The organism is Mycobacterium colombiense (assembly GCF_001665835.1).
In the GTDB taxonomy this organism is placed as follows: domain Bacteria; phylum Actinomycetota; class Actinomycetes; order Mycobacteriales; family Mycobacteriaceae; genus Mycobacterium; species Mycobacterium colombiense_A.
In genome coordinates this window covers 14,834-34,915 of sequence record NZ_LZSX01000106.1, presented here as the reverse complement: position 1 = coordinate 34,915, position 20,082 = coordinate 14,834, and the positions used below count along the sequence as shown (strand labels likewise).

Annotated in this window: 15 protein-coding genes and 1 pseudogene; 9 read left to right on the top strand and 7 right to left on the bottom strand. The window is 64.8% G+C overall.

Annotated elements, in window-relative coordinates; all coding sequences use genetic code 11:
* The 7 genes and pseudogenes from A5760_RS25150 to A5760_RS25120 form a co-directional block, all read left to right on the top strand.
* Nucleotides 1–227 (top strand): annotated as a pseudogene (locus A5760_RS25150) (mammalian cell entry protein); the annotation flags it as partial.
* A complete protein-coding gene (locus A5760_RS25145) occupies nucleotides 220–1,275 on the top strand; it encodes an MCE family protein (protein WP_064885927.1) in 1,056 nt (351 codons plus the stop codon). The pseudogene A5760_RS25150 and the gene A5760_RS25145, both read left to right, overlap by 8 nt.
* On the top strand, nucleotides 1,266–2,387 hold the full coding sequence (locus A5760_RS25140; protein WP_419538277.1) for an MCE family protein: 1,122 nt from the start codon (nucleotides 1,266–1,268) through the stop codon (nucleotides 2,385–2,387). The genes A5760_RS25145 and A5760_RS25140 overlap by 10 nt, the downstream gene beginning before the upstream one ends.
* Entirely contained in the window at nucleotides 2,384–3,610 is a 1,227-nt protein-coding gene (locus tag A5760_RS25135) for an MlaD family protein (protein WP_064885920.1), read from the top strand. Before A5760_RS25140 ends, A5760_RS25135 begins: the two co-directional genes overlap by 4 nt.
* Entirely contained in the window at nucleotides 3,607–4,866 is a 1,260-nt protein-coding gene (locus A5760_RS25130) for an MlaD family protein (RefSeq protein WP_064885918.1), read from the top strand. The genes A5760_RS25135 and A5760_RS25130 overlap by 4 nt, the downstream gene beginning before the upstream one ends.
* 26 nt (nucleotides 4,867–4,892) lie before the next feature.
* On the top strand, nucleotides 4,893–5,666 hold the full coding sequence (locus tag A5760_RS25125) for a tetratricopeptide repeat protein (RefSeq protein WP_082279614.1): 774 nt from the start codon (nucleotides 4,893–4,895) through the stop codon (nucleotides 5,664–5,666).
* 17 nt (nucleotides 5,667–5,683) lie between these two features.
* Nucleotides 5,684–6,451 carry a mannan-binding family protein gene (locus tag A5760_RS25120; RefSeq protein WP_064885916.1) on the top strand — a complete coding sequence of 256 codons (768 nt, stop codon included), beginning with the start codon at nucleotides 5,684–5,686 and terminating at the stop codon, nucleotides 6,449–6,451.
* A gap of 91 nt (nucleotides 6,452–6,542) precedes the next feature.
* Here A5760_RS25120 and A5760_RS25115 read toward each other — a convergent pair whose 3' ends face one another.
* Both A5760_RS25115 and metH read right to left on the bottom strand, forming a co-directional pair.
* On the bottom strand, nucleotides 6,543–7,010 hold the full coding sequence (locus tag A5760_RS25115) for a cupin domain-containing protein (protein WP_064885914.1): 468 nt from the start codon (nucleotides 7,008–7,010) through the stop codon (nucleotides 6,543–6,545).
* Between the two features lie 241 nt (nucleotides 7,011–7,251).
* On the bottom strand, nucleotides 7,252–11,025 hold the full coding sequence (metH, locus tag A5760_RS25110) for a methionine synthase (protein WP_231122744.1): 3,774 nt from the start codon (nucleotides 11,023–11,025) through the stop codon (nucleotides 7,252–7,254).
* A 371-nt stretch (nucleotides 11,026–11,396) separates the two neighbouring features.
* On the opposite strand from metH, the gene A5760_RS25105 reads away from it, so the two are divergent.
* Nucleotides 11,397–12,287 (top strand): PAC2 family protein, encoded by an 891-nt coding sequence (locus A5760_RS25105; protein ID WP_181447489.1) that lies wholly within the window; start codon nucleotides 11,397–11,399, stop codon nucleotides 12,285–12,287.
* A 133-nt stretch (nucleotides 12,288–12,420) separates the two neighbouring features.
* Nucleotides 12,421–13,884, top strand: coding sequence for an amino acid permease (locus A5760_RS25100; RefSeq protein ID WP_064885910.1), 1,464 nt, complete (start codon nucleotides 12,421–12,423; stop codon nucleotides 13,882–13,884).
* Here the strand turns inward: A5760_RS25100 and A5760_RS25095 are convergent.
* The 5 genes from A5760_RS25095 to A5760_RS25075 all read right to left on the bottom strand — a co-directional run bounded on the left by A5760_RS25095 (nucleotide 13,881) and on the right by A5760_RS25075 (nucleotide 20,077).
* Nucleotides 13,881–14,759: an SDR family oxidoreductase gene (locus A5760_RS25095; protein ID WP_064885908.1), complete on the bottom strand. Its 879-nt coding sequence runs from the start codon at nucleotides 14,757–14,759 to the stop codon at nucleotides 13,881–13,883. The genes A5760_RS25100 and A5760_RS25095 overlap by 4 nt on opposite strands.
* Nucleotides 14,760–15,829: 1,070 nt before the next feature.
* The gene (locus A5760_RS25090) at nucleotides 15,830–17,569 is read right to left on the bottom strand and encodes an AMP-binding protein (RefSeq protein WP_064885906.1); all 1,740 of its coding nucleotides are present in this window, start codon (nucleotides 17,567–17,569) and stop codon (nucleotides 15,830–15,832) included.
* Nucleotides 17,570–17,571: 2 nt separating this feature from the next.
* Nucleotides 17,572–18,339, bottom strand: coding sequence for a siderophore-interacting protein (locus tag A5760_RS25085; protein WP_196772202.1), 768 nt, complete (start codon nucleotides 18,337–18,339; stop codon nucleotides 17,572–17,574).
* A gap of 48 nt (nucleotides 18,340–18,387) precedes the next feature.
* Nucleotides 18,388–18,726 carry a hemophore-related protein gene (locus A5760_RS25080; protein WP_064885902.1) on the bottom strand — a complete coding sequence of 113 codons (339 nt, stop codon included), beginning with the start codon at nucleotides 18,724–18,726 and terminating at the stop codon, nucleotides 18,388–18,390.
* On the bottom strand, nucleotides 18,704–20,077 hold the full coding sequence (locus A5760_RS25075; protein WP_082279613.1) for a cytochrome P450: 1,374 nt from the start codon (nucleotides 20,075–20,077) through the stop codon (nucleotides 18,704–18,706). The genes A5760_RS25080 and A5760_RS25075 overlap by 23 nt, the downstream gene beginning before the upstream one ends.
* Nucleotides 20,078–20,082: the final 5 nt, after the last annotated feature.

Below are 20,082 nucleotides of genomic sequence, written 5' to 3'. Positions count from 1 at the left end.
ACGTCGAGCCGCAGGTGGCCTTCTTCGGCGACAACATCCCGCTGCTGCTGAAAGGCCTTACCCGGGTGGGCAATCAGGGCGCCTACGGCAACGCCTACGTGTGCGACGTGAACTTCATGGGGTTCTTCCCCGGACTCAACGATGTGGTGCCGATCATCATCAACGCCGCCACGCCGGGCAACCGGGCCTGGCACACCCCGCGCTGCAGGAGCACGGTCGATGGCTGACGCATGGGTACGGCATTGGCTTTCGCGAATGACCAAGCGTCCGCTGGAAAGCTACAACAAGACCTGGCTCGGCTTCATCGCCGTCGCGGTGGTCGCGGTGGTGATCGGCGTCATGCTGCTGGTGCATGCGATCGGCGCCGGCTATCGGCATTACACCGCGGAGTTCCTGCAGGCGGCCTCGCTGCGGGCCGCTAACCCGATCGTGGTCGCGGGCATCCCGGTGGGCAACGTGACGAGCATGAAACTCGTCGGCGACCATGTCGAGGCGGGCTTGAAGGTCCGCGACGACATCAAGCTGGGCAAGGACTCCCGGGCTCAGATCCGGGTCACCACCATCCTGGGTTCGCGCTACCTCGCGCTGGAACCCAACGGGCCGGCGCGTCTGCCCGACAACACCTTCGACCTGGCGCACACCGAGGTGCCCTACGACCTGCAGGCCGCGTTGCAGGATGCCACCACGACTTTCGAGCAGGTCGACTCCGACAGGTTCGCGCAGTCGCTGGCGGTGCTGGGCAAGCAGCTCGAGGGCCTGCCCGCCGTTGTGCCGCAGGCGATCACGAACATCAACACGTTGTCGTCGATCATCGCGGTACGGCGCGACCAGTTGGGACAGCTGCTCCGCAGCACCGAGCAGGTGACGAACACGCTGCGGCGCCAGCAGGCCGGCATCGGCGCCCTGGTCGACCAGGGGCAAGACCTGCTGGGCCAATTCGTCGCGCGGCGCGCCGTCTTCCACGCGATGATGCAGTCCCTGTCCAGCCTCGTCGACACCATGAACCAGGTGGTGGTCAACGACCGGTCGGGCCTGGACGCGCTGATCAAAGACATGCGCGACTTCACCAACCTGATGTCCCAACACGACGACCTGCTGCACAGCATGCTGCAGACCAGCCCAATCTTCTTCCGCGAGGCCGCCAACCTCACCGGTGATGGCAATGCGATCAACTTCAACGCCCCCAATGTCCCGCTGATCGACTCGTGGATGTGTGCAATCAGCGGCCGCGCCAAGCAGTTCGGCATGATCCAGTACTTCAAGGACTGCAAGTGAGGGGGCTGGGCGCCAGGGTGCTGGCCATCGTCGCCGCGATCGCGGTCATCGCCGCGGCGATCGGAATCGGTTGGCGGTTCCTGGGTTCCGACGAGGACACGATCACGGTGACCGCCCAATTCGACAGCGCCTCAGGCCTCTACGAGGGCAACGAGGTGGCGGTGCTGGGCATGCCGGTGGGCAAGATCACCAAGATCAACGCCAAGGGCGGCTACGTCGAGGTCGAGTTCACCATCGACCGTCACGTCAAAGTGCCCGCCACCGCGCAGGCCGTCACGGTGTCGACGTCCATCCTCACCGACCGGCAGATCGAGCTCACGCCGCCTTATCACGGCGGGCCAACCCTGGAGAACCACGACACCATCGGCTTGCCCCGGACCAAGACGCCCGTCGAATTCAGCAGTGTCCTCAACGTTTTGGACAAGGTGACCAAGTCGCTGGAGGGTGACCGCCACGGCGGCGGGCCGATCGCCGACGTGCTCAATGGCGGCACCGAGGTGGTCAACGGGAACGGCGAAAAGATCAAGGCGGCCCTCGGCGAGCTGTCCCAGGCGCTGCGGCTGTCCAGCGACGGCGGCGCGGCCACCCGCGAACAGATCACCACAATCGTCAAAAACATCAGCACGCTGTTCGACGCGGTGGCCGCCAATGACACGAAACTGCGGGAATTCGCTTCCACCATCCACCAAGTCAGCCAGATCATGGCCGACGAGGACCTCGGTAGCGGCAGCACCGGACACAAGCTTGACCAGCTGATCCAGCGGGCCGGCGACCTGCTCGACGAAAATCGGGACAACGTCAAACAGGCCGTCCTGCACGGCAATGACACGCTGAAGACGGTGACCGACCAGCGACGCGACCTGGCCGAGCTGCTGGACCTGGCTCCCCTGGTGGCCGATAACGCGTACAACATGATCGACCGGGCGAACGGCAGCGTGCGGGCCCGCTTCCTCACGGATCGGTTGCTCTTCGACAGCCAGTACACCAAAGAGATCTGCAACCTGATGGGCCTCCGGCAATTGGGCTGCAGCACTGGGACCATCCAGGACTTCGGTCCCGATTTCGGTTTGACGTATGTGCTCGACGGGATGGCCGCCATGGGGCAGAAATGATGGCCACGGGCGCGCGGGGCATGCTGACGGCGGTGGCTGCGGCGATGGTCACCGCGGGATGCGCCACGAACGGCCTTGCCAGCCTGCCCCTTCCGGCGCCGGGGCTGGGCTCGGGCGGGTATTCGCTCAACGCGGTGTTCTCCAACGCACTCAACCTACCGATGAACGCCAAGGTCAAGCTCGCCGGCGCCGACGTCGGGCAGCTCGAATCGATGGTCGCGCGCAACTACACCGCGGTTACCCGGCTGCGCATCCGGGACGGCGTGCAACTGCCGCGGGGCAGCACCGCCGAATTACGTACCGCGACACCGCTGGGCGACGTGTTCGTCGCGCTGAAGCCACCCGCCGACGATCCCGCGGACACGCCGCTGCTGCGCAACGGCGACACCATCGGCCTGGATTCGACCGCGGCCGCCGCGACCGTCGAGTCGGTGCTGAGCTCGGCGGCGATTCTGGTGAACGGCGGGGCGGTTCGCAATTTCACCAACATCATCAACGGTTTCGGTAAGGCGACCGGCGACCAGGGTCAGGCGTTCGGCGACATGATCCGCAAGTCCAACGAGCTGCTCGGGACGCTGGATGCCCGGTCCGATCAGATCTCGCGCGCGTTGACCCAATTGTCGCGCCTGGCCGATCAACTCGATGCCAAGAACCAGGCCATCGGCGACCTGATGGCGGCCGCCAGCCCCGCTACTTCGGCCCTGGCCGACAACACCGGTCAGCTTTCCAACCTGGCCGTGCAGGTGGGTGACACCTCCCGGTTGCTTGCCAGGTTCCCGTCGATCGGCGGTACCGACACCAGCGGCCGCAGCATGATCCGCGACCTGAACACGATCGCCGGCGCCGCCAACGATGTTGCCATGAGCCCCGATACCAGCTGGCTGTCGATCAACCGGCTGATCCCCGCGCTGGTCAAATCGACTGCCGGGAACTCGATTTCGGTGAACGTGGGCGTGGACAAGATCATGCTCGGGTCGCTCCCCGACATCGGGTTCCCCGGTGACATCGGCCTGCACGGACCGCACCACTACAACGTGAACCTGCTCGTGGGCACCCTCAAATACACGCTGTGGCGGCTGCAGGAACGCATCGTCGGCCGGGGGCCGAACTCGCCACAGGTTCCGGTCGTCCCGGACCCGAACATCCCGGGCCAGATCGACGTCGCCCCCGGGCCACCGCCGGCACCACCCCGGTCGCCGCCACCGCCGGGGCCGCAACCATGATGCGCGCCGTCGCCAACTTCGCCAATATCGTTGTCCGCGCGGTGCGCACGGGCCACCGGCAACAGGTCTGGCTGTCGGTGGCCGGCCTGGTGCTCATCCTGGTGGTGGCGACCGCCTACCTGCTCATCGGCGCATTGCGGGTGAAGCCCTTCGCCTCGTCCTACCGGGTCACCGTGCAGCTGGCGGAATCCGGTGGCCTGCTGCCCAATCAGGACGTCGCGCTGCGCGGAGTGCGCATCGGCCGGGTCGAGTCGCTGCAGATCACCGACAACGGGGTGAACGCCGTCGCCAGCATCACGTCGAAGGTGCGGATCCCGGCGAACAGCGTCGTGCACGTGTCGGCGCTCTCGCCGGCCGGCGAGCAGTACATCAACTTCGAAGCCGCGTCCGACGCCGGCCCGTATCTGCACGACGGCAGCCTGATCGCCCTGGACCACACCACCGTCCCGGTCAGCTTGGCGCAGTTACTCGGCGACGCCGACGGGCTGCTGGCCCAGGTGGACCCGCACAAGATCGAGTTGATCAAGAAGGAATTGAGCCTGAGCAAGGAGGGCCCGGCGAAGCTGACCGCCATCGTCGACGGTGGAACGTTCCTGCTTTCGACGCTCGATTCGGTGCTGCCCCAGACCACCAGCATCATCAAGACCAGCCGGGTCGTGCTCACCCTGGCCAGCGACAAGAACAGCGGGTTGGGCGCCACCGCAACCGAACTCAACCAGACGCTGACCGGCGTGGCCAGAATGCAGGCCGGCTACCGCCGGTTGACTCAGCAGACGCCGCGCACCCTGTCGGCGGTCGACAATCTGTTCGCGGACAATTCCGACACCATGGTGCAGCTGCTGGGCAGCATGGCCACCATGTCGCAGCTGTTCTATCTGCGGGTCCCGGCGCTCAACGCGCTCTTCCCCGACTACCGCGGATCCGTACTGGACGCGGTGACGAGCGCCTTTCACGACGGCGGTGTGTGGGCCACCGCCGACCTCTACCCCCGTTACGTGTGCGACTACGGGACACCCGCGCACGCCCCCTCCGCCGCCGACTACTACGAGCCGTTCATGTACACCTACTGCCGCGACGACGACCCGGCGGTCTCGATCCGCGGCGCCAAGAACGCGCCACGACCGGGAGGCGACGACACCGCCGGCCCACCGCCGGGCGCGAACCTGGGGCAGCGAACCGATCCGACCCCGCGGGGCCGCTACACCATTCCCACCCCCTACGGCGGTCCGCAGCTGCCGATCGAACCGCCGCACTGAGCATTGAACCCATCGACCTTTAGGAGATGATCGTGGTCGTGACTACCAAGAAGAACCCGAAAGCCGTCGCGGAATCCGACGCCGACACCGACGCGGAATCGGGAGCCGAAACACCCGACGTCGCAGGCGAAGACGCCGAGGCGAAGCGCGCCGACGACGCGGTCGACGACACGGCCGACGACGAGGGTGACGAGCTGGGCGACGACGACAAAGGCGACGACGAAGGCAACGACAAAGGCAACGACAAAGGCGACGACGAAGATGAAGACGGCGGCGCGCTGCTCAAACGCAAGCGCCCGGAGACCGAGCGCGCCAAGCGGCCCTGGCGCCGGTATCTGCGCCGCAGCGTGCTGCCGGCGTTACTCATTGCCGCACTTGCCGTTTCGGGGCTCCTCGGGTGGCGACAGTGGCAGGACCATCAGTTGAAGGTGGCGGGTGAACAGGCCCAGCAGGCGGCCATCGCCTATGCGCAGGTGCTCACGAGCATCGACTCGAACAAAGTCGACGAAAACTTCAAGCAGGTGCTCGACGGCGCGACCGGCGAATTCAAGGACATGTACACCCAATCCAGCGTCAAGCTCCGGCAGTTGCTGATCGACAACAAGGCGACCGCGCACGGAGTGGTGGTCGACTCGGCCGTTCAGTCCGAGTCCACCGACAGGGTCGTCGTGCTGCTCTTCATCGACCAGACCGTCACCAACACGGCCGCACCCGACCCCCGCGTCGACCGCAGCAGGATCAAGATGACCATGGAGAAGGTCGACGGTCGCTGGCGGGCGAGCAAAGTCCAACTCCTCTGAGCCGAGCGGACCCTTTGATGCTCAAGAGACTGTCGGCGGCGCTCGTAATGGCCGCGGCCGCAACGATTCCCAGCACCGCCACCACGCACGCGTCGGCGCCGTCATTCTGCGGCGAGCTCGGCGGCGACTGGGACGGCCAGTACTGCCACACCACGGTGACGTCGGAACGCAACGCCGTGCGCGACATCAAGGTCGCCGTGCCCGACGGCCTCGTCGACAATCCGACCACCGGCCCGGTGATCCGGGACTACCTGCACACGCTGGTCAACAACTGGCGAAACGCCAACGGCAGCATGGCCGCCGACAGCTACGGCGAGGAGAATTTCGAGGTCTTTCGGCACGGCAACCTGCTCAGCGCGGTGTTCCACGAGGACTATCATGCCGACGGGCCCAAACCCAACAACGCCTACCGGACCTTCACCTTCGACATGGCGGCCGGCAGGCGGGTGCAGCTGGCCGACCTGACGACGTCGAACCCGCTGACCGCCATTCCCCCACTGGCCCAACCGTTTATCGAAACCGCGCTGAACCAGGCGCCGCCGCCGCACGACCCGGGAACCTACCCGTTCATCGTCGACCGGTGGACCCCCGACAGGGTCTACTCGGGCGCGTACAAGGCGTGGGCGCTGACGCCCGACGAGTTGATCATCTACATGCCTGACTATCCGGTGGGCCACGACGAGCCGATCAACTTCTCCACTGGCCTGCCGCAGTGGTTCATGGACGGCGGCACCGTGCAGGCGCACATCCCGCTGTCAGCGCTGAGCCCGGTGATGCGCATCTGACAGTTAGCCGCGTGCCCGCCCGGCGCGCCAGATCAGCCTGAACCATCCCGGGCCCAATGCCGCCTTCAGGGCGCAGACATCATCGGGTCGATCAGCGTGGTGGACCGAGAATAACGTTCCCGAACTTTTGCGATGCTTCGACGAGACTCTCCGTCGTGATCTCGAACCCGTCTGGGCGCGGCGCCGACTTATCACGACCCGCACCGCGGAACATGCCTTCAATTCCTGCCGGCGTATTAATCATCAGCAGATCAGCCGTACGAGACGTAATGCGGTAAGCGTGGGGAATACCCTTGGGTAAGTAGACGATTCCGCCCTCTGACAACTCCATTTCCTGGTCGTCGCACCAGACCAGGGCGGTGCCCTTGATCAGCATGAACACCTCATCCTCGCGCGTGTGCTTGTGATAAGGCGGCGCTTCGCCTTGGCTGACGTCGAAGCGTCCGATCATCAACTGGCCGTTCGTAGCCCGGCCGTCGAGCAGTATCGCCAGTGTGCCGCCATCGAGCCATTCCAGCTGTTGTTGCTGCTCGGGTTGCGCGAGATACGCCATGCTCATCCGTGTCTCTTTTCGTGTTCGAGGTCGTCGCGCTTTGAGTCTGCCCTGTCGGCGACGATGATGCGCGGTGCAACAGAAGTACCGGGCTTCGCGGTGAAGCAGGTGATGCAGCAGCGGGGGCATAACCGCAGTGCCCGCCTCCGAGCGACAATGCCGGGGTTGCCGCTAAGAGGCGGGCAACGAACGTGGTCTCCTCGCAGCAGAGCCCTCGTCATGCATGACCGGGCGACGCACGTGGGGCTCAGTCCTCCGGGTTGTAGCCGAGGTTGGGGGCGAGCCAGCGCTCGGCTTCGGCCAGGGTCCAGCCCTTGCGCTTCGCGTAGTCGGCGACCTGGTCCTGGGCCATCCGGCCGACCACGAAGTACTGCGACTGCGGGTGGGAGAAATACCAGCCGCTGACGGCGGCACCTGGCCACATAGCCATCGACTCGGTCAGCTCGATGCCGGTCCGCTTCTTGACGTCCATCAACTTCCAGAGCGTCGCCTTTTCGGTGTGCTCCGGGCAGGCCGGGTAGCCGGGGGCTGGGCGGATTCCCCGGTACTTCTCATCGATGAGTGCCTCGTTGTCCAGCTGCTCGTCCGGCTGGAATCCCCAGAACTCCTTGCGGACCCTTTGGTGCATCCGTTCAGCAAAGGCCTCGGCCAGGCGGTCGGCGATCGACTCCAGCAGGATCGCGCTGTAGTCGTCGAGGGCCGCCTTGAACTCCGCAATCTTCTCCTGGCTGCCGAGCCCCGCGGTGACGGCGAAGGCGCCGACGTAGTCGGCCAGACCCGTGTCCTTGGGTGCGATGTAGTCGCCCAGCGACCGGTTCGGGATGCCCTCCCGGTGCTCGCCCTGCTGGCGCAGGTTGTGCAACGTGGTCAGCACCTCGCTGCGGGTGTCGTCCGTGTACACCTCGATGTCTTCAATACCCGCGCCGACCGCGTTCGCCGGGAAGAACCCGATCACGCCGTTGGCGGTCAGCCACTTCTCCTTGATCAGGGTGTCGAGCATCTCCTGGGCGTCGTCGTACAGCTTGCGGGCGGCCTCGCCCGAGGCCGGGTTGTTGAGGATGTCGGGGAACCTGCCCTTCATCTCCCAGGCATTGAAGAACGGCTGCCAGTCGATGAACTCGCGCAACTCGGCGAGGTCGTAGTCAAGAAATTCCCGTACGCCGAGGCCCTGGGCGGGCACCGGCGGCGTGTAGCCGTCCCACTCGATCGGAGTCCGGTTGGCGCGGGCCTTCTCCAGCGTCACCGTCGGCCGCTCGTTCTTCTGGGCGTGCCGTTCGCGCAGGGATGCGTAGTCCTTCTCGGTGGCCTCCAGCAGCGCTGGACGTTGCTTGTCGTCGAGGAGCGCCGCAGCGACCGGCACCGAGCGGGAAGCGTCCTTGACCCAGACCACCGGACCACTGCGACGCGGCGAAATCTTCACGGCCGTGTGGGCGCGCGAGGTGGTCGCGCCACCGATCAGCAGCGGGATCTCCAGGCCCTCGCGTTCCATCTCCGCGGCGAAGTTGGACATCTCGTCCAACGACGGCGTGATCAGGCCGGAAAGCCCGATGATGTCGGCGTCGTGCTCCTTGGCCGCGTCCAGGATCTTCTGGGCGGGCACCATCACCCCGAGGTCGATCACTTCGAAGTTGTTGCACTGCAGGACAACCCCGACGATGTTCTTGCCGATGTCGTGGACGTCGCCCTTCACCGTCGCCATCACGATCGTGCCGTTGGTGTCCTTACCGGCAGCCGCGCCGGACTCTTCTTTCTCCGCCTCGATGTAGGGCAGCAGGTACGCGACGGCCTTCTTCATCACCCGGGCCGACTTCACCACCTGGGGCAGGAACATCTTGCCCGAGCCGAAGAGGTCACCGACGACGTTCATGCCGTCCATCAGCGGACCCTCGATCACCTCGATCGGGCGACCGCCCGCGGCGGCGATCTCGGCCCGCAGTTCCTCGGTGTCGGCGTCGACGTGCGCGTCGATCCCCTTGACCAGAGCGTGCGTGATCCGCTCGCGGACCGGGAGGTTGCGCCACTCGGCCGCCTTCGGATCCTCGCTCTTGTCCGACTTGTTGAACCGTTCCGCGATCTCCAGGAGCCTCTCGGCCGCATCCTCGCGGCGGTTCAGGACGACGTCCTCGATGCGCTCGCGCAGTTCGGGGTCGATCGAGTCGTAGGGCACCAGCGCACCGGCGTTGACGATGCCCATGTCCAGGCCGGCCTTGATGGCGTGGAACAGGAACACCGCGTGGATCGCCTCGCGCACGGGGTTGTTGCCCCGGAATGAGAACGAGACGTTGGAGATGCCGCCGGAGAGGTGCACCCCGGGCAGGTTCTCCTTGATCCAGGCGCAGGCCTCGATGAAGTCGATCCCGTAGGTCGCGTGCTCCTCGATGCCGGTCGCCAGGGCGAAGCAGTTCGGGTCGAAGATGATGTCCTCGGGCGGGAAGCCGACCTCTTCGGTCAAGATCCGGTAGGCGCGCCCGCAGATCTCCTTCCGGCGCTCCAGGTTGTCGGCCTGGCCCTGCTCGTCGAAGGCCATCACGACGACCGCGGTGCCGTACTTGCGGCACAGCCGCGCCTCGCGGATGAACTTCTCCTCGCCCTCCTTCATGGAGATCGAGTTGACGATCGGCTTGCCCTGCACGTTCTTCAGGCCGGCCTCGATGACCTCCCACTTGGAGGAGTCGATCATCACGGGGACGCGGCTGATGTCCGGTTCAGCCGCGACCAGCTTGGTGAACCGGTCCATCGCGGCGACGCCGTCGATCATGCCCTCGTCCATGTTGATGTCGATGACCTGCGCACCGACCTCGACCTGCTGCAGGGCGACCGACAGCGCGGTGTCGTAGTCCTCGGCCTTGATCAGGTTGCGGAACCGGGCGGAGCCGGTGATGTTGGTGCGCTCACCGATGTTCACGAACAGGGAGTCGTCGGTGATGTTGAGCGGCTCCAGGCCCGACAGCCGGGTGGCCACCGGGATCTGCGGCACCTCGCGCGGCGGCTTGCCCTCTACGACCTTGGCGATTGCGGCGATGTGCGGCGGCGCGGTTCCGCAGCAACCACCGACGAGGTTGACCAGGCCCGCCTCGGCGAAGTCGGCGATGTAGCCGGCCTGACGCTCCGGAGTCTCGTCGTACTCGCCAAAGGCGTTGGGCAGGCCGGCGTTCGGGTAGCAGGAGACGAAGGTGTCCGCGATCCGCGACATCTCGGCGATGTAGGGCCTCATCTCCGGCGCGCCCAGGGCGCAGTTGAGGCCCACCGCGATCGGCTTCGCGTGCCTGATCGCGTTCCAGAATGCTTCGGTGACCTGACCGGACAACGTCCGTCCGGAGGCATCGGTGATGGTGCCCGAGATGATCAACGGCCAGCGGCGTCCGCGCTCCTCGAACAGCGTCTCGACGGCGAACACCGCCGCCTTGGCGTTCAGCGAGTCGAAGATCGTCTCGATGATGAGGAGGTCGACACCACCGTCGACCAGGCCGTTGGCGGCTTCGAGGTAGGCGGCGACCAGCTGGTCGTAGGAGACGTTGCGGGCCCCGGGGTCGTTGACGTCCGGCGAGATCGACGCGGTGCGGGTCGTCGGCCCGATTGCGCCGGCGACGTAGCGGGGCTTCTCCGGGGTGCTGAATTCGTCGGCCGCCTTGCGGGCCAGGGCGGCGCCTGCGTAGTTCAGTTCGTAGCTCAAATCCGCCATGTCGTAGTCGGAGAGCGAGATCGCATTCGCGTTGAATGTGTTGGTCTCCAGGATGTCGGCGCCCGCCTCGAGATACTCGCGGTGGATACCCTCGATGATCTGCGGCTGCGTCAGGCTGAGCAGGTCGTTGTTGCCCTGAAGAGCGGTCGGCCATTCCGTGAACCGATCGCCGCGGTAGCCGGCCTCGTCCGGCCGGTCCCGCTGGATCGCGGTGCCCATGGCGCCGTCGATCACCACGATCCGCTGGCGCAGAGCTGCCGTCAGTTCGTCGGTGCAGTCGGGGCGGATGTTCGGCGCAAAGGTGTTCGGCCCAGAGGTGTTCGGCCCAGTGGCGTTCACGTGAATTCCTTCCGTAGCGGAAGGCGTCCTTGACTCTGCCGAGCGTGGCGGATACCGGCGGAGACCCGTATCCGTTGCAACGCCTCTCGGCCAGAAAAGTCTACGTCGTCACCCGATCGACGTCTGGACGCCCAACTCATCGCCGCTATCGACAGCTCGTGGAGTTTGTCGGCGACGTGATAGTTACCAAGGTTAACGAAATCGCAGCAGAACCTATTTCATCGATGCCGGTTTCGCAGCGGTGTTCGTTAGCGGCAGTCACGCCATAAGAATAGTCGTCCTATGCAAAGTCCCCGGTCGAGCGTCAATCGGCCGAGAATCCACGGCCACCGCGCCCCGAACATCGGGCCGCGAGGCCGTACGCTAATTCTGTGACCCCGCCCGACGGCCCCCCCTTTGGCGAAGCCGCATTGCCCGAACTGCACCACACCGTCGTCGTGGCTGCGTTCGAGGGCTGGAACGACGCCGGCGACGCCGCCAGCGACGCGCTCGAACACCTCGAGGCCATCTGGGAAGCCGACCCGATCTTGGAGATCGACGACGAGGCGTACTACGACTACCAGGTGAATCGTCCGGTGATCCGGCAGGTGGACGGGGTGACCCGCGAACTGGTGTGGCCGGCGATGCGGATCTCGCACTGCCGGCCCCCGGGCAGCGACCGCGATGTCGTGTTGATGCACGGGGTGGAACCCAACATGCGTTGGCGCACCTTCTGCGCCGAGCTGGTGGCCATCGCCGACAAGCTCAACGTGGACACTGTGGTGATCCTGGGCGCGCTGCTGGCCGACACCCCACACACCCGGCCCGTCCCGGTGTCGGGCGCGGCCTACTCCCCCGAATCGGCGAAACGCTTCGGCCTCGAGGAAAGCCGCTACGAGGGCCCGACCGGCATCGCCGGGGTGTTTCAGGACTCCTGCGTGGCCGCCGGGATCCCGGCGGTGACGTTCTGGGCGGCGGTGCCGCACTACGTGTCGCAGCCGCCGAACCCGAAGGCGACGGTGGCCCTGCTGCGCCGCGTCGAGGACGTCCTCGACATCGAGGTGCCGCTGGCCGACCTGCCGACGGACGCCGAGGACTGGGAGCAGGCGGTCACCGAGATGACCGCCGAGGACGAGGACCTCGCCGAGTACGTGCTGTCGCTCGAGCAACGCGGCGACGCCGAGGTCGACATGAACGACGCCCTGGGCAAGATCGACGGCGACGCGCTGGCCGCCGAGTTCGAGCGCTATCTGCGCCGCCGTCGCCCCGGCTTCGGGCGCTAGTGGCGATCGCGAGCGCGGCGCAGCCGGGCGAAGCGGGTCGCCACCATCGAAACTGACGCTCGCAGTCCCCGAATTTGCCGTCGGCCGACCGAGTACGGAAGCATCGCTTCGCGACCTACCGATTGGACGTTTCATGGCCGCGTTGCCTGGTGATGGCAACCCAAATCCCATAGCCGGCCCAAATCCTGTAGCTGGCGAAGTCGGCGAAGACGCCGGCTATCGCAAGGGACTCAAGCCCCGGCAGGTGCAGATGATCGGCATCGGCGGCGCGATAGGCTCCGGATTGTTCCTGGGCGCGGGCGGCCGGCTGGCCAAGGCGGGACCCGGGATGTTTCTGGTCTACGCCGTGTGCGGCGTTTTCGTGTTCCTGATCCTGCGAGCGCTGGGCGAGTTGGTCTTGCACCGCCCGTCGTCGGGCTCGTTCGTGTCGTATTCGCGGGAGTTCTTCGGCGAGAAGGCCGCCTACGCCATCGGCTGGATGTACTTTCTGGGCTGGTCGATGACGGCCATCGTCGACACCACCGCGATCGCCACCTACCTGCGGCGGTGGACGGCGTTCGAATCGATCCCCCAGTGGGTGCTGGCGCTGCTCGCCCTCATCGTCGTGCTATCGATGAACCTGATCTCGGTGGAGTGGTTTGGTGAGCTGGAATTCTGGGCTGCGCTGGTCAAGGTTCTGGCGCTGGTCGCCTTCCTGGTGGTCGGGATCGTCTTCCTGGCGGGGCGGTTTCGCATCGACGGTCACAGCACCGGGCTCAGTCTGTGGACCGATCACGGCGGACTGTTTCCATCCGGCGTGCTGGCCGTCCTGCTGACCACCTCGGGCGTGGTATTCGCCTATGCCGCCATCGAATTGGTGGGCACGGCCGCCGGCGAGACTCCCGAGCCGGAGAAGGTCATGCCCCGCGCTATCAATTCGGTGATCGCGCGCATCGCGATCTTTTACGTCGGGTCGGTGGCGCTGCTGGCGTTGTTGCTGCCCTACGCGTCCTACAAGGCCACCGAAAGTCCTTTCGTCACTTTCTTTTCCAAGATCGGCTTCCACGGCGCCGGGGACCTGATGAACATCGTGGTGCTCACCGCCGCCCTGTCGAGCTTGAATGCGGGACTGTATTCCACCGGCCGGATCATGCACTCGATGGCGTCCAGCGGCAGCGGACCCCGGTTCGCGACTCGGATGTCCAAGAACGGGGTGCCCTTCGTCGGCATCGCGATGGCCGCCGCCATCTGTCTGCTCGGCATCGCCCTGAATGCCGTCAACCCCGGCGAAGCCTTCGAGATCGTGCTCAACATCGTTGCGCCGGGCATCATCGCGACCTGGGCGACCATCGTGCTGTGTCAGCTGCGCTTCTACCGGCTGGCCAAGGCCGGGCTCGTCGAACGGCCGCGGTTCCGGATGCCGTGGGCCCCGTACTCGGGGTACCTCACCCTGGCGTTCCTGGCCGCCGTCCTGGTCATGATGGCGTTCGACAAGGAGACCGGCACCTGGACCATCGCGACGGTGGTGTTCGTCATCCCAGCGCTGAGCGCCGGGTGGTTCCTGGTGCGCAACCGGGTGGCTGCCGTCGCGTCGCAGCGCGCGGCCAAGACCGGCTAGGACGCACCGAGGTCGTTGTTGTAGGCGCTGGTGGAGCGGCCCAGCGCGGCGACCTGGGCGTCCAGCTGAGGCAACAGCTCGGCGGTCGATTTGTGCAGCGGCATCTCGCCCACCGGGCTGGACAGCACCGGCTTGACCCAACGGAACAGCGCCACCCAACGCGGGCAGTAGACGCGGGTGCGCCGGCGCTCGATGCCCTTGACGAAAGCGGCCGCGCACTTGTCGACGGTCGTCGTCTTGTTCAGCGGCCACGGGAAGCTGGCCAGCAACTGGTTGAACGCCGGCAGGTCGGACTGGGTGTCACGGACCAGCGCGGTGTTGATCCACGACATGTGCGCCGAGCCGACGGTGACGCCCTGGTGGGCCACCTCCAGCCGCAGCGCGTTGGCCAGCAGCTCGACGCCCGCCTTGGAGGCGTTGTACGGCGCCAGCCCGGGGCAGGCGGTGTACGCGGCCAACGACGAGACGATGAGCACGTAGCCGCGGCGCTCGATCAGCGCGGGCAGCGTGGCACGCACGGTGTGGAAGACGCCGAGCACATTGATGTCGAGCACCCGCTTGAAGGCGTCTGGATCCACTTGCAGCACTGAGCCGTAACTGGCAATGCCGGCGTTGGCCACCACCACGTCGATGCCGCCGAATCGCTCGACGGCGAGGGCGGCGGCGGACTCCATCGCCGACAAGTCGCGCACGTCGGCGACGACCGTCAGCACCCGTTCCTCGCCGAGTTCGGCGGCGAGCGCCTTGAGGTCCGCCTCGTTGAGATCGGTCAGCACAAGCTTGGCACCCCTGGTGCTCAGCCGGCGAGCGGTCTCCGCCCCGATCCCCCGGGCACCGCCGGTGATGAAAACGACTTGGTCCTGCAGCGATGTCATGATCGCCAACGTACCGTGCGGGCACGTGAGCGCCGGGTCGTGCCACTCTTCGGCGGTTGAATCAGCAGGCGGAGGATTGTCCGTGGACGCCAGCGGTGTAACGCGAAATTAACAGTTCCGAAAATACCAACATTTCACCCGGCGCTCTTCGTTCAATTCCGCGCGGTGGTCGAGTAGGCATGCGTTTTCTCGTCTTACTCTCCGGCAGCAGTGACGTGCCGGCTTGATTGGCGCCGAGTGAAATTATTCGATACCACCACCCTACCTTGACGCGCGGACTACTCTATTTTGCTCGCGTCGTCCCCGGTAGCAGCAAGCGCGACCATAGGCTCCGGGCATGACACGTAATCGCGCATGTCACACGGCGACGCCAGATGGCAGTCGACGGCTTGGCTCCACCGCCAGCGACGTTGGTAGACGTTTGCGGCGCAAGGCCGATTGTTACCAAAACAAAGTCGCACCCGATCATGTGGACTAAGCCACCGACGCACAGCGACATCGCCAATTCAGCTATTACCAGCTGGCCACAAAAACACGCGTCATTGCGTGCGCCGAAGCGATCGCGAGCCACAGGTGCGCGACCGGGATCAACCGGCTTCGGTCTGGTCAGTTGCAGTTTTTAAAGGGAGGGATAATGCATAGAAAATCAAATCCACCAGATTTGCCAATATGGAAGTTTGTGGCACATACCAGCTTGGGTGATCTTGACACCTATCTCTGGCACCGTCAGGGCACCAACCTGTTCTGCTGGCGTCCAGTGGGAAAGCCTTGGGGTGCAACGAAAAAGAACGACGACGCAGATTGACGGACGTAATCGTTCGCCCGTCGAAAGACTAAGAAAAACAGCGGAATCGAAGCCGTTTCAGCAGCCCAGGTAGACCACAGCAGGGACTTCTGCTCTCCTCGATTAGACGAGCTGGAGAACCCCCTGAGTATCAATCCCTTCCCGCGTTGCGTGTCTGGACTATACCGGACAGAACTGGCAGTTGTTGAGGCACACGGCTATTGCGGCACCGCGGTCGAATTCGTCGACGAGATCCCGCGGACGGCGGCGACAACGGTCAAAACGCCTAAGCGTTCAAACGGGCGAACTGGCCTTGCCGGTACTGCTCGACGCACGTCGCCCGCCGAACCTTGCCACTTGTGGTGATCGGTATCGAACCCGGCGTCACCACAACTAGATCCGCGACGCCCACGCCGTGCGAGTTGGAGACCGCCGAGGTGACTTTGCGCTGGACGACGGCGAGCTTGTCCGCCCCGTCTTGGTGGGACGCACCGTGGTTCTTGATTTCGATGATGACGACAAGTTTTTCCGTGCCCCCATGCGGAACCGCTATCGCTGCGCACCTACCCCGGGTGATCTCCTGAACCGTCGCTTCGATGTCGTCGGGTGAGTGGTTACGCCCGTAGACGATCAAAAGATCCTTGATGCGGCCGATGATGAACAGCTCGCCTTCAGAGAAGAATCCCGAGTCCCCAGTTCGCAGCCAAGGCGCTTCGGGTGCGCCGGCCGACGGAGCGACGAGCCGATCGCCGAACATGCGTTCGGTCTCTTGGGGCTTTTGCCAGTAACCCATGGCGACGTTGTCACCGTGCACCCAGATCTCACCGACGGTTCCCTGCGGGCACTCAATTCTGGTGTCGGGATCAACGACACGAATCATCGGTGATCGCGGCACCCCGTAGCTGACCAACGGTGTGCCGGCTGCGCTCTCGCATTGCTCCGCGGTACCGGTGGCCAGCTTCTCGGATTCGAAGTGGACGATTTTGGGCGGTTGCGCCGGTGTGCGGGTCAACGCGTACACCGTTGCCTCTGCGAGGCCATAGCCCGGCCGTATCGCGCTGTCTGGCAAATTGAAGCGCGCGAACCGGTCGGTGAAGCGCCGCATCGTCGCGGGATGCACCCGTTCGCTACCGCTGAAGATGAAGAGCACGTCCCCCAGATCCAGTCCGGCCATGTCCTCGTCTGATGTCTTGCGTGCCGCCAATTCGAAGGCGAAGTTCGGCGCCGCCGAAAGTGCGTGACTTTCCTTGGCCAGCAATTGCATCCATCGGGCGGGTCGCTGTAGGAACGACACCGGACTCGTCAGCACAGCGCGGAGTCCAGCCAGAATCGGTGCGCACACTCCCAGTACCAAACCCATATCGTGGTAAAACGGCAGCCACGACACAACGGTCGTGTCCGGTGAAGCGACGCCTCCGTACTCCACCCAAAAGTCGGCCATGACCTGCCTGAAATTGGCCAGCAGGTTTCGGTGCGAGACCATGACCCCGGCCGGCTGGCGGGTCGACCCGGACGTGTACTGCAAATACGCCAGGTCGGGGCGATTCTCGTTCCCGGCGCCGGATCCGGTCCGGGCGTCCAGGTCCAGCAAGTCAACCTCCACGACCGACGGAACGCGTCCGCCAGATTCCGACTTGACGTACCCGGCAACTGTTCCCGCGGCAGGGGACGTGGTGAGAACGACAGTCGGCGACGCGTCGCGCAGCACCGAACTGACGCGCTCATCGCTGACGCCACCCAGCGGTACCGAAAGCGGAACCGCGATCTGCCCCGCCTGTAACGCGCCGAGAAACGCCACGATGTAATCGAGCCCCTGCGGTGCCATGATGACGGCGCGGTCACCCGTTGACCCGCAATGCTGGAGTTCCCGTGCAACGTTCAACGTTCGCCGATACAGCTGCGACCACGTCAGGTTTTCGGCAATCCCGGTCCAATCCCGCTCGTAATCAATAAAGGTGAACGCCGTGTCGTTGGGCGCCAAGCTGGCGCGTTCACACAGCAGATCCAAAATGGACGTCTCAACCATAATCACTCCATGCCGGTTCGGCCGGGGGTCCAAAAGGGTTTGGTGCGTATCTGACGCCGGTCCCAGCCACGCTCGGTGATCAATACTTTGCGCAAGGTTTGTATGGTGCGGGCCTCGCCGGCGAGGTAGGCGATGCCAGCATGGTCGGGCAGCGGAAGGCTACGCAGGGCGTCGGCGAGCACAGCAGAGTTCGCGGCTGAGGCGTCACCGCGCTCGACCCGGGTCAGGGGTCGGGCCAGGGGAAGGTGGTCGGCGGCGGTCGCGGCCTCGATCACCCCGTAAACCTCGGCGCTTGGGGGCATAGATCGAAGCATCGCGGCGAACGCGACCGACGCGGTTTCCTCGCCGACGAAGACGTGGTAGGGCGCGTCGTGGCGGATGACGAGATTGCCCTGGGGCCGGGCCATTTGGGCGTCATCGCCGATGGAGGTGGCCGTCGCCCAGCGCCTGGCGGATGTCGCCTCCTTGGGGTCACCATCGTGGTCGAACATCACGATGTCGAGTGTGCCGAGGTCGGGATCGGCGTTGTAGATGGAATACGTGCGTAGCACCGGGTATGAGTGCAGCCTTGACCAAGATTCACGCAGACTCTCGACCTTCAGCCGCACCTGCTGACCCGGCGTCCAGGTCAGTCCCTGCAGTCGCGGGCCACTGAACCGGATGCGGCGCATTCTTGGTGCCAGCCTTTTGATCTCGCTGACAGTTGCCGAGAGAAAGACCGCGTCGCGCAGCGTGCTGATGAGCGGTAAAGCGCCGGTGAGTGTGGCCACGAAGAACTCCAAAAAGTCGGCGGTGGTCGAAGGTGGGTGCTGATCTGCTCAGTAGTTGTTGCAGGTGCTGAAGACGCGCAAGACGAGTCCGAACTGCTGGTCAGACCCTGGCTGGCTCGCCAGCATCTGGGCCATCCGCTGGCGTTGACCCGGCGGCGAGGCGAGGAATTGACGCAAGAAGGACACACTCTCCGGCGAAGAGTTGAATTGTGCGGCGGCTTGGGGATCTGCCGCCTGCAGCGCCGATTGCACCTGGTCGTAGTTGCAGGTTGTATTGACAAATGGGCTCAGATCCCGATCGGCGGACGCCAGCCCGGCGCCCGCGGACAATGACAATGCCAGGCCGCAAGCCCCGACAGCCAACCTAGTCAACGATAGTGTGGTCATTTTTCGATACCTCCTGAATGGGTGTGAACTCGAGGTGCAATTCCTTGAGGCGCCTGAACAGTAGGGTGCTGTCCCATTTGAGCCGACGAGCGCCCGCCGGGCCGTGCTTGGCGTCGGAAAGCCGAATGTCGGCCATCCGGTTGAGGATTCGTTCCAAACTCACGCGTACTTCGGCGCGTGCAATCGGGGCGCCGGGACAAGTGTGAATACCGCGGCCGAATGCCATGTGGTGGAATATGTTCGGGCGGTCGAGGCGGAATTCGTTGGGCTCGTCGAACCGTCGTGGATCGCGGTTTGCCGCACCATTCATCACCAGAATGCTGGTACCGGCTTGCACATCGATGTCGCCGATCCGGGTGGTGCGACGCGCCATGCGGAAATTCGATTTGATCGGGCTTTCGATGCGCAGCATCTCCTCGATGAAGGCGGGGATCTTCGAATTGTCCTCGCGCAGTAGCTGTTGCAAGTCAGGTCGCTCGGCCAGCGTTAGCATCGAGAGACTCAGCAGGTCGATCGTCGTGCCGTGGCCGGCGGCGAACATGAACGTGGCAACGCGGGCAACATCAATCGCCTCGGGTGTCGTGCCATCGGGAAACTTTGCCAGCGCCAGCTCGGTGAGGACGTCGTCGCGCGGATTGCGCCGCCGTTCCTCGATGTACTCGACGAACCACTCCTCTTTCACGCCAACGAAACCACTGCGATCACCTTCGAGCCTGCTGGCTATCGCAGCGCGGCGGAATCGCTCACGGTCGGCCTCGGGCACGTCCAAAAGGTCGGTGATCGCGTCGAGCGTGAACGGAAAATTGTAGTCAATGACGATCTCGCACTTGCCATTCGCGACGAAGCGGTTGAGTTGCTCGTCGGCAAGGCGCCACAGGAAGTCCTCGTTGTTCTTGAGCTGCTTCGGCGTGAACAACCGGCTCAACAGCGAGCGGTGCGCGGTGTGCGTCGGAGGATCGAACGTGATGAAATAGTCGCCGAACGTAACCCTCTTACGGTGCCGCTCGATCACATCCGAGATGTCATCGCAGTCGGTTTTGGTCGGAATCCCCGACCATGGTCCGCTGACTATATTGCATACCGACAAGTCCTGGTCGGAGTCGCGTTGCACCGCGAGGGCCTCGTCGTACCCCGACACCATCACCACGCCGTGCGCCGGCTCACGCCATACCGGGCAACGACGGATCGCGTCGTAGTAGTCGTAGGGGTCATCGACGAGCGACTTCTCGGTGAAGAAGTCGAGGTTCTCGGGTCGGCTCCCTTCGCCTGGCGCGCCGCCTCCGAAACCAGGGCACGCGCCACTGCGCCGTCCGGAAGCGGACTTTCCTGTGATCATGTAGTCAGATGTCATGATTT

Excerpts from the sequence above, each read along its gene's own strand:
- A5760_RS25145 (WP_064885927.1), top strand. The coding sequence starts at position 220 with ATGGCTGACGCATGGGTACGGCATTGGCTTTCGCGAATGACCAAGCGT.
- A5760_RS25135 (WP_064885920.1), top strand. The coding sequence starts at position 2,384 with ATGATGGCCACGGGCGCGCGGGGCATGCTGACGGCGGTGGCTGCGGCG.
- A5760_RS25130 (WP_064885918.1), top strand. The coding sequence starts at position 3,607 with ATGATGCGCGCCGTCGCCAACTTCGCCAATATCGTTGTCCGCGCGGTG.
- A5760_RS25125 (WP_082279614.1), top strand. The coding sequence starts at position 4,893 with ATGATCGTGGTCGTGACTACCAAGAAGAACCCGAAAGCCGTCGCGGAA.
- A5760_RS25120 (WP_064885916.1), top strand. The coding sequence starts at position 5,684 with ATGCTCAAGAGACTGTCGGCGGCGCTCGTAATGGCCGCGGCCGCAACG.
- A5760_RS25115 (WP_064885914.1), bottom strand. The coding sequence starts at position 7,010 with ATGAGCATGGCGTATCTCGCGCAACCCGAGCAGCAACAACAGCTGGAA.
- A5760_RS25100 (WP_064885910.1), top strand. The coding sequence starts at position 12,421 with ATGGCCGCGTTGCCTGGTGATGGCAACCCAAATCCCATAGCCGGCCCA.
- A5760_RS25095 (WP_064885908.1), bottom strand. The coding sequence starts at position 14,759 with ATGACATCGCTGCAGGACCAAGTCGTTTTCATCACCGGCGGTGCCCGG.
- A5760_RS25090 (WP_064885906.1), bottom strand. The coding sequence starts at position 17,569 with ATGGTTGAGACGTCCATTTTGGATCTGCTGTGTGAACGCGCCAGCTTG.
- A5760_RS25080 (WP_064885902.1), bottom strand. The coding sequence starts at position 18,726 with ATGACCACACTATCGTTGACTAGGTTGGCTGTCGGGGCTTGCGGCCTG.
- A5760_RS25075 (WP_082279613.1), bottom strand. The coding sequence starts at position 20,077 with ATGACATCTGACTACATGATCACAGGAAAGTCCGCTTCCGGACGGCGC.